We start from the raw sequence: 6,630 nt of genomic DNA on the forward strand, positions 1-6,630 counted from the left end.
GGGTGGCGTTTCTTATCTAAAGCGTGTAGTTTTACTGGTGGGGGGTCGTGGTCCGGTGTTGGTTGTGGTTGGGGGCGCCGTCCCGCCACCGCCGCCCCCCACGCCCCGCTCCACAGCACCGCGGGCCCCTCAGCCCAGCGGCGGACCCGGGCCCCTCAGCCCCGGTCGTAGGTGTGGAACCCCTGGCCGCTCTTGCGGCCGAGCAGCCCTGCTTCCACCATGCGCTGGAGCAGCGGCGGTGGAGCGTAGAGGGGTTCCTTGAACTCGTCGTAGAGGGATGTGGCGATGGAGGCGACCGTGTCCAGGCCGATCAGGTCCGCGAGCTTCAGCGGTCCCATCGGGTGCGCGCAGCCCAGCTCCATGCCCGCGTCCACGTCGGCGACGGTGGCGAAACCGGATTCCGCCATGCGGATCGCCGAGAGGAGGTAGGGGATGAGCAGGGCGTTGACGACGAACCCTGCCCGGTCCTGGGAGCGGACGACCGTTTTGCCCAAGGTGTGTACGGCGAAGTCGTGCACGGCTGCGACCGTCTCTGCGGAGGTGTGCAGGGAGGAGACGACTTCCACCAGGGGCAGGATGGAAACGGGGTTGAAGAAGTGCAGCCCCAGCACACGGTCGGCACGTTGAGTGGTCATGCCCAGGCGCATGACGGGGATGGAGGAGGTGTTGGTGGCGAGCATGGCCTGCGGGTCCTCGACGATCTTGTCGAGGGCGGCGAAGATCTCCGTCTTCGCCTGGGTGTTCTCGACGACGGCTTCGACGACGAGCTGACGGTCGGCCAAGTCGTCTAGGCTGCCGGTGAAGACCATCCGGGCGAGGGCGCCCTCGGCGCTTGCGCGGTCCAGTTTGCCGCGTTGGACGGCGCGTTCGAGAGAGACTGCCACTCGCTCGCGAGCGGCGCGGGCGGCGACGGCGTCCGCTTCGCAGACGACGGTGTCGAGACCGGCGCGGGCGCACACCTCGGCGATTCCGGCGCCCATCTGGCCACCTCCCACCACACCGATCCGTCGGATGTCCGTGGTCATGACTGCTCCTCCGGGCGGTGCACGAGGTGGCGGGTGTAGGCATCTGTGGTGAAGAAGGCCGGCAGTTCTCTTGCCAGGGCGGTCCGTTCGAAGAGCGCACGGACTTCGTCGACGGCGGCCCACGGGTATTCCGCTCCCAGGGCGGCGACCTCATCGTCCAGCAGATCGAGGACGGTCGCGCGATCGATGACCCGATGCCGCAGCCACTGCCAGATCTGGACGCGGGCGATCTCGGCCGTGGCGGCGTCCTCCATCAGTCCGTACAGGGCGACGGCTCCCTGCCCGCGCAGCCACGCGGCGAAGTAGCGCAGGGCGACCGAGATGTTGGTGCGTATGCCCTCCGGTGTGGGCGGTGTACTGATGCGGCGCACCGACAGCAGCTGCGCTGCCGTCACGTCGACGTCGCTACGGGTGCGTTCGATCTGATGCGGGCGGGGGCCGAGTACCCCGTCGAAGACTTCGCGGCAGATGGGGACGAGCCCGGGGTGGGCGACCCAGGAGCCGTCGAATCCGTCCTCGGCCTCACGTTCCTTGTCGAGTCGCACCTTGGCGAGTGCGGCCTGGTGGGCGTCCGTGTCCTTGTGGGGTACTTGGGCGGCCATGCCTCCGATGGCGTGGGCGCCTCGCTTGTGGCAGGTGTGCACCAGGAGTTCGGTGTAGGCGCGCATGAAGGGGGCGGTCATGGTGACCTGGGCCCGGTCGGGCAGCAGGAAGTCGGTGCGGTGCCCGAAGGTCTTGATGAGGCTGAAGAGGTAGTCCCAGCGGCCGGCGTTGAGTCCGGCGCTGTGCTCGCGCAGCTCGTAGAGGATCTCCTCCATAGCGACGGCCGCCGTGATGGTTTCGATCAGGACGGTGGCCCGTATCGTGCCGCGGGGGATGCCGAGAAGTTCCTGGGCGTGGACGAACACGTCGTTCCACAGTCGTGCCTCGTCACGGTTCTCCAGCTTCGGCAGGTAGAAGTACGGGCCGTGGCCCGCGTCGATCTGTCGCTGGGCGCAGTGGAAGAAGTAGAGCCCGAAGTCCACCAGAGCTGCGGGCGCGGGGCGGCCGCCGATATGCAGGTGCTCTTCGAGCAGGTGCCAGCCGCGGGGGCGGACGACGATGGTCGCGACCTGCTCGTTGAGCCGGTACGGCTTGCCTTCCGGGGTGGTGAAGTCGACCCTGCGCTCGATGGCGTCCAGCAGGGTCAGCTGGCCGCCGATGACGTTGTCCCAGGTGGGCGAAGTGGCGTCCTCGAAGTCCGCCATCCACACCTGCGCGCCCGAGTTGAGGGCGTTGACTGCCATCCGGCGGTCCGGCGGGCCGGTGATCTCCACCCGCCGGTCGATGAGCCCCGGAGCAGGGGCGCCACCCGCCAGGAGTCGTCCGCGCGGATACCCGCGGTGGCGATGGAGAAGTCGAACGGAGAACCGGAAGCCAGTCGGGCCGCCACACGCGCGCGCTCCTTGAGAAGGCGCAGGCGGCGGTCAGCGAAGGCGTCGACGAGGCGGGCGATGAACTCGAGGGCTGCGGGGGTGAGGATCTCGTCGTGCCGGTCACCCGGTGTGCCGAGGACCTCAGCACGGCTGGTCAGAGCGGAGATGGACATGCGGGTCTCCTCAGCGGGAGCGTTCAGGGGCGGGACGCAACTGGCGTCATCCGGCGCCCGGCCCCTGAACTGGACACGGGATTGACTGAACACGAGGGGCGGGAGCGGGCCTTGGGGCGCCCGGCCGCCGGCGCTCTAGTGGAACTGCTGTTCCTCGGTCGAGCCGGCCAGTGCGGTCGTGGAGGAGGCCGGGTTCACGGCGGTGGAGATCTGGTCGAAGTAGCCGGTGCCGACCTCGCGCTGGTGCTTGACCGCGGTGAAGCCGTGCTGCTGTGCGGCGAACTCGCGCTCCTGGAGGTCGACGTAGGCGGTCATGCCGTGCTCGGCGTAGCCGCGGGCGAGGTCGAACATGCCGTGGTTGAGGGAGTGGAAGCCGGCCAGGGTGATGAACTGGAAGCGGTAGCCCATGGCGCCCAGTTCGCGCTGGAACTTGGCGATCTGGTCGTCGTCCAGGGCCGCCTTCCAGTTGAACGAAGGCGAGCAGTTGTAGGCGAGCATCTGGTCCGGGTGCTGCGCGTGGATCGCCTCGGCGAACTCGCGTGCCTGGGCGAGGTCCGGGGTGCCGGTCTCCACCCAGATGAGGTCCGCGTACGGGGCGTAGGCGAGGCCGCGCGCGATGACGGGTGCCATGCCGTTCTGCACCCGGTAGAAGCCCTCGGCCGTGCGCTTGCCCGTGACGAACTGGGCGTCGCGCTCGTCGACGTCGCTGGTCAGCAGGTTCGCGGCGAGCGCGTCGGTGCGTGCCACGATCAGCGTGGGGACATCGGCGATGTCGGCCGCCAGGCGGGCCGCGTTGAGTGTGCGGATGTGCTGGCCGGTCGGGACCAGCACCTTGCCGCCCAGGTGGCCGCACTTCTTCTCCGAGGCCAGTTGGTCCTCGTAGTGGATGCCCGCAGCCCCGGCGGCGATCATGGCCTTGGTCAGCTCGAAGGTGTTCAGGGGTCCGCCGAAGCCGGCCTCGGCGTCGGCGACGATCGGAGCGAGCCAGTCGGTGGTGTCCTGGCCCCCCTCGGCGGTGGCGATCTGGTCGGCGCGCAGCAGCGCGTTGTTGATCCGGCGGACCACCTGCGGCACCGAGTTGACCGGGTAGAGCGACTGGTCGGGGTAGGTGTGCCCGGCCTGGTTGGCATCGGCGGCGACCTGCCACCCGGACAGGTAGATCGCCTGCAGCCCGGCCTTCACCTGCTGCACCGCCTGGCCACCGGTCAGGGCGCCGAGCGCGTGGATGTAGTCCTGCTCGTGCAGCTGTCGCCACAGCCGCTCGGCACCGCGCCGGGCGAGGGTGTGCTCTTCCCGGACGCTGCCGGAGAGCCTGACCACGTCCTCGGCGGTGTAGGTGCGCTCGATCCCCTTCCACCGCGGGTCGGTCGCCCACCGCCCAGCCAGCTCCTCGGCCGTTTCCTTCGTCGTCCCTGCCTGCGTCATGGCCGTCTCCCGGAGATTCGTGAACTATGCAAACGTCTGGCACTGAGTGCCGGACTCATGGAGGGGTGCGACCCGTCGGCTCCGTTGGGTGAGCAAACAGAAGCAATGTTGCCGAGCTGCCGGACGGAAGGGCCGGGATCTCCGACGTCAGGGCATGAATCGTGCCCGGATTCCGTTCCGGCCGCCGGAGTCCGGCGGGCCGCAGTGCGACTCTGACACTGGCACTGAGTGTCAACAACCCTGGACGACTGTCAACTTTTGCGCATCTTTCCATGCCGAATTGCCAATGTTGCGAAGGTTCCGGCCATGCTTGCGTGGCTAATATCGCGAGCGGGATCGAGGGCCGCGGCCGGACAGGAGTCATGGATGAGCAAGACGTATGCGGGAGCACGGCTGCGACGGTTGCGGGAGGAGCGGCGCATGAGCCAGGCCGAACTGGCCCGGGTCCTTGCCATCTCGCCGAGCTATCTGAACCAGATGGAGCACGACTCCAGGCCGCTGACCGTGCCCGTGCTGCTGCGGCTGACGGAGGCGTTCGGTGTGGACCCGGGCTTCTTCTCCGAGCGTGACACCAGTCGGCTGGTGGCCGACCTGCGCGACGCTCTCACCGGCGAGGTCGCCGCAGGCCGGGTGTCCACGTCCGATCTCTCGGACCTGGCCTCCCGTATGCCCGCCGTGGCGACCGTCCTGGTGGACCTCGGCCGACGGAACCAGCACCTCACCGAACAACTCTCCGAAGCTGCGGAGGGGCGTGGGTCAGGAACGGCGGTACAGCCCCGTTCCGCACACGAGGAGATCCGTGAGTTCTTCTATCGGCGCCAGAACTACCTCAACGACACCGATCTTGCGGCCGAGCGGCTTGCCGCCGAGATCGGCGTACGCCCCGGCGAAGTCGTGCGCGCCCTGTCTACGCGCCTCACCGAACACCACGGCGTTCGCCTCGCCGCGGACTCCGACCGGCTCCTGCACCACTACGACCCGTCGGCCCGGGTCCTCCACCTCTCCAGTCGGCTGCGCCCCGGGCAGCAGGCGTTCCGGATGGCCACCCAGCTTGCGCTGCTGGAGTGCGCCGACGAAATCTCCGCCCTTGCCTCGGAGGACTTCGAACAGGACTCCGCCGCCTGGCCGCTCGCTCGTATCGGCATCGCCAACTACTTCGCAGCGGCGCTGATTCTGCCGTACCGCCGCTTCCATGCGGCCGCGGACGAGTTCCGCTACGACATCGAGCGGCTGACCGACCACTTCGGCCTCGGTTACGAGACGATCTGCCACCGTCTCAGCACGCTGCAGCGGCCCCGGCTGCGCGGCGTGCCCTTCTCCTTCGTCCGGGTCGACCGCGCGGGCAACATGTCCAAACGCCAGTCCGCCACCGCGTTCCACTTCTCCCGCGCGGGCGGCACCTGCCCGCTGTGGAACGTCTACGAGGCATTCGCCGCGCCCGGCCGCATCCACGTCCAGGTTGCCTCCATGCCGGACGGGCAGCGCTACCTGTGGACCGCCCGCGCCGTCACCCGCCACCGCGGCGGCTGGGGAGAACCCGGCAAGACCTTCGCCATCGGACTCGGATGCGAGATCCGGCACGCCTCACGGCTCGTCTACTCCGACGGACTCGACCTCGACAACGCCTCCTCCGCCGTGCCCATCGGCATGGGATGCCGCCTCTGCGAACGCACCGACTGCCCCCAGCGGGCCGTGCCGCCACTGGACCGCCGGCTGGCGATCGACGAGAACAGCAGCACCTTCGTCCCCTACCCCGTGGCTGGGAAGCGATCATCCACGGCAAGCTCACCGAGATCCGCCGCTTCATCACCGCAACCGTCGCCCCGCACGCCGCTCTCCAGCCCAAGGGCCGGTGGATCAAGCACCTGAACACCCAGCTCAACTCGGTCGAGTCCACGCTCGATGTGATCGCCGACTTCACCGACGCCTGACCGGTGGGACCAGCCGCGAAGCGGCCGGTCCCACCCCGTCTTGAGGGAGGGACACGTTGGCACGGCGACGCTGTTACCCCTCGGACACCTTCGACGACGAATGGGCCCTGCTCGAACCGCTGCTGCCCGCCCCGGCCTGCGAGTCCTCCAAGGGGGGACGCCCGGAGAAGCACCCCCGCCGCGAGATCGTCGACGCGATTCGGTACGTCGTCGACACCGGCTGCAAGTGGCGAGCCCTGCCCAGGGACTTCCCGCCCTGGCGGACCTGCCACGGGTTCATGGCCCGCTGGGCCGCCGCCGGCATCATCGGACAGATCCGCGACCACCTCCGCAAACGCATCCGCCGCGAGATGGGCCGCGCCCCTGGAGCGGTCGCCACCGTCATCGACTCCCAGTCGGTGAAGGCCGCCGACACCGTCGGGAAGGACTCCCGCGGCTACGACGCCGGCAAGAAAATCAACGGCCGCAAGCGGCACCTGGTCGTGGACACCAAGGGCCTGCTGCTGTTCGTCATGGTCACCCCGGCCGACATGACCGACCGCAACGCGGCGAAGGAAGTGCTGTTTCGGCTACGGCTGATGCACCCCGAAATCACCATCGTCTGGGCCGACTCCGCCTATGCCGGACAGCTCGTGACCTGGGCGAAGACGTACCTGAACCT

General features: G+C 68.8%; 4 protein-coding genes and 1 pseudogene. 2 read left to right on the top strand and 3 right to left on the bottom strand.

The annotated features are described in order from the left end of the window. Positions 1-155: 155 nt before the first annotated feature. The 3 genes and pseudogenes from ACGFU7_RS47265 to aceA form a co-directional block, all read right to left on the bottom strand. Positions 156-1,025, bottom strand: coding sequence for a 3-hydroxybutyryl-CoA dehydrogenase (locus tag ACGFU7_RS47265; protein WP_393704920.1), 870 nt, complete (start codon positions 1,023-1,025; stop codon positions 156-158). Next, a pseudogene (aceB, locus tag ACGFU7_RS47270) lies at positions 1,022-2,613 on the bottom strand (malate synthase A). Before aceB ends, ACGFU7_RS47265 begins: the two are co-directional and overlap by 4 nt. Positions 2,614-2,748: 135 nt before the next feature. Beyond that, the gene (gene aceA, locus ACGFU7_RS47275; RefSeq protein WP_393704922.1) at positions 2,749-4,038 is read right to left on the bottom strand and encodes an isocitrate lyase; all 1,290 of its coding nucleotides are present in this window, start codon (positions 4,036-4,038) and stop codon (positions 2,749-2,751) included. A 366-nt stretch (positions 4,039-4,404) separates the two neighbouring features. On the opposite strand from aceA, the gene ACGFU7_RS47280 reads away from it, so the two are divergent. Together ACGFU7_RS47280 and ACGFU7_RS47285 are read left to right on the top strand one after the other, a co-directional pair. Further along, positions 4,405-5,907, top strand: a complete 1,503-nt coding sequence (locus ACGFU7_RS47280) for a short-chain fatty acyl-CoA regulator family protein (RefSeq protein ID WP_393704924.1) — start codon at positions 4,405-4,407, stop codon at positions 5,905-5,907. A 118-nt stretch (positions 5,908-6,025) separates the two neighbouring features. After that, the coding region (locus ACGFU7_RS47285; RefSeq protein ID WP_393704925.1) for an IS5 family transposase at positions 6,026-6,630 on the top strand (605 nt) is incomplete at its 3' end.

The sequence above is a fragment of the Streptomyces sp. NPDC048473 genome (assembly GCF_043200155.1).
Classification (GTDB): domain Bacteria; phylum Actinomycetota; class Actinomycetes; order Streptomycetales; family Streptomycetaceae; genus Streptomyces.

Bases quoted from the DNA above. Each gene is read 5' to 3' on its own strand.
- ACGFU7_RS47280 (WP_393704924.1), top strand. From the start codon at position 4,405: ATGAGCAAGACGTATGCGGGAGCACGGCTGCGACGGTTGCGGGAGGAG.
- ACGFU7_RS47265 (WP_393704920.1), bottom strand. From the start codon at position 1,025: ATGACCACGGACATCCGACGGATCGGTGTGGTGGGAGGTGGCCAGATG.
- aceA (WP_393704922.1), bottom strand. From the start codon at position 4,038: ATGACGCAGGCAGGGACGACGAAGGAAACGGCCGAGGAGCTGGCTGGG.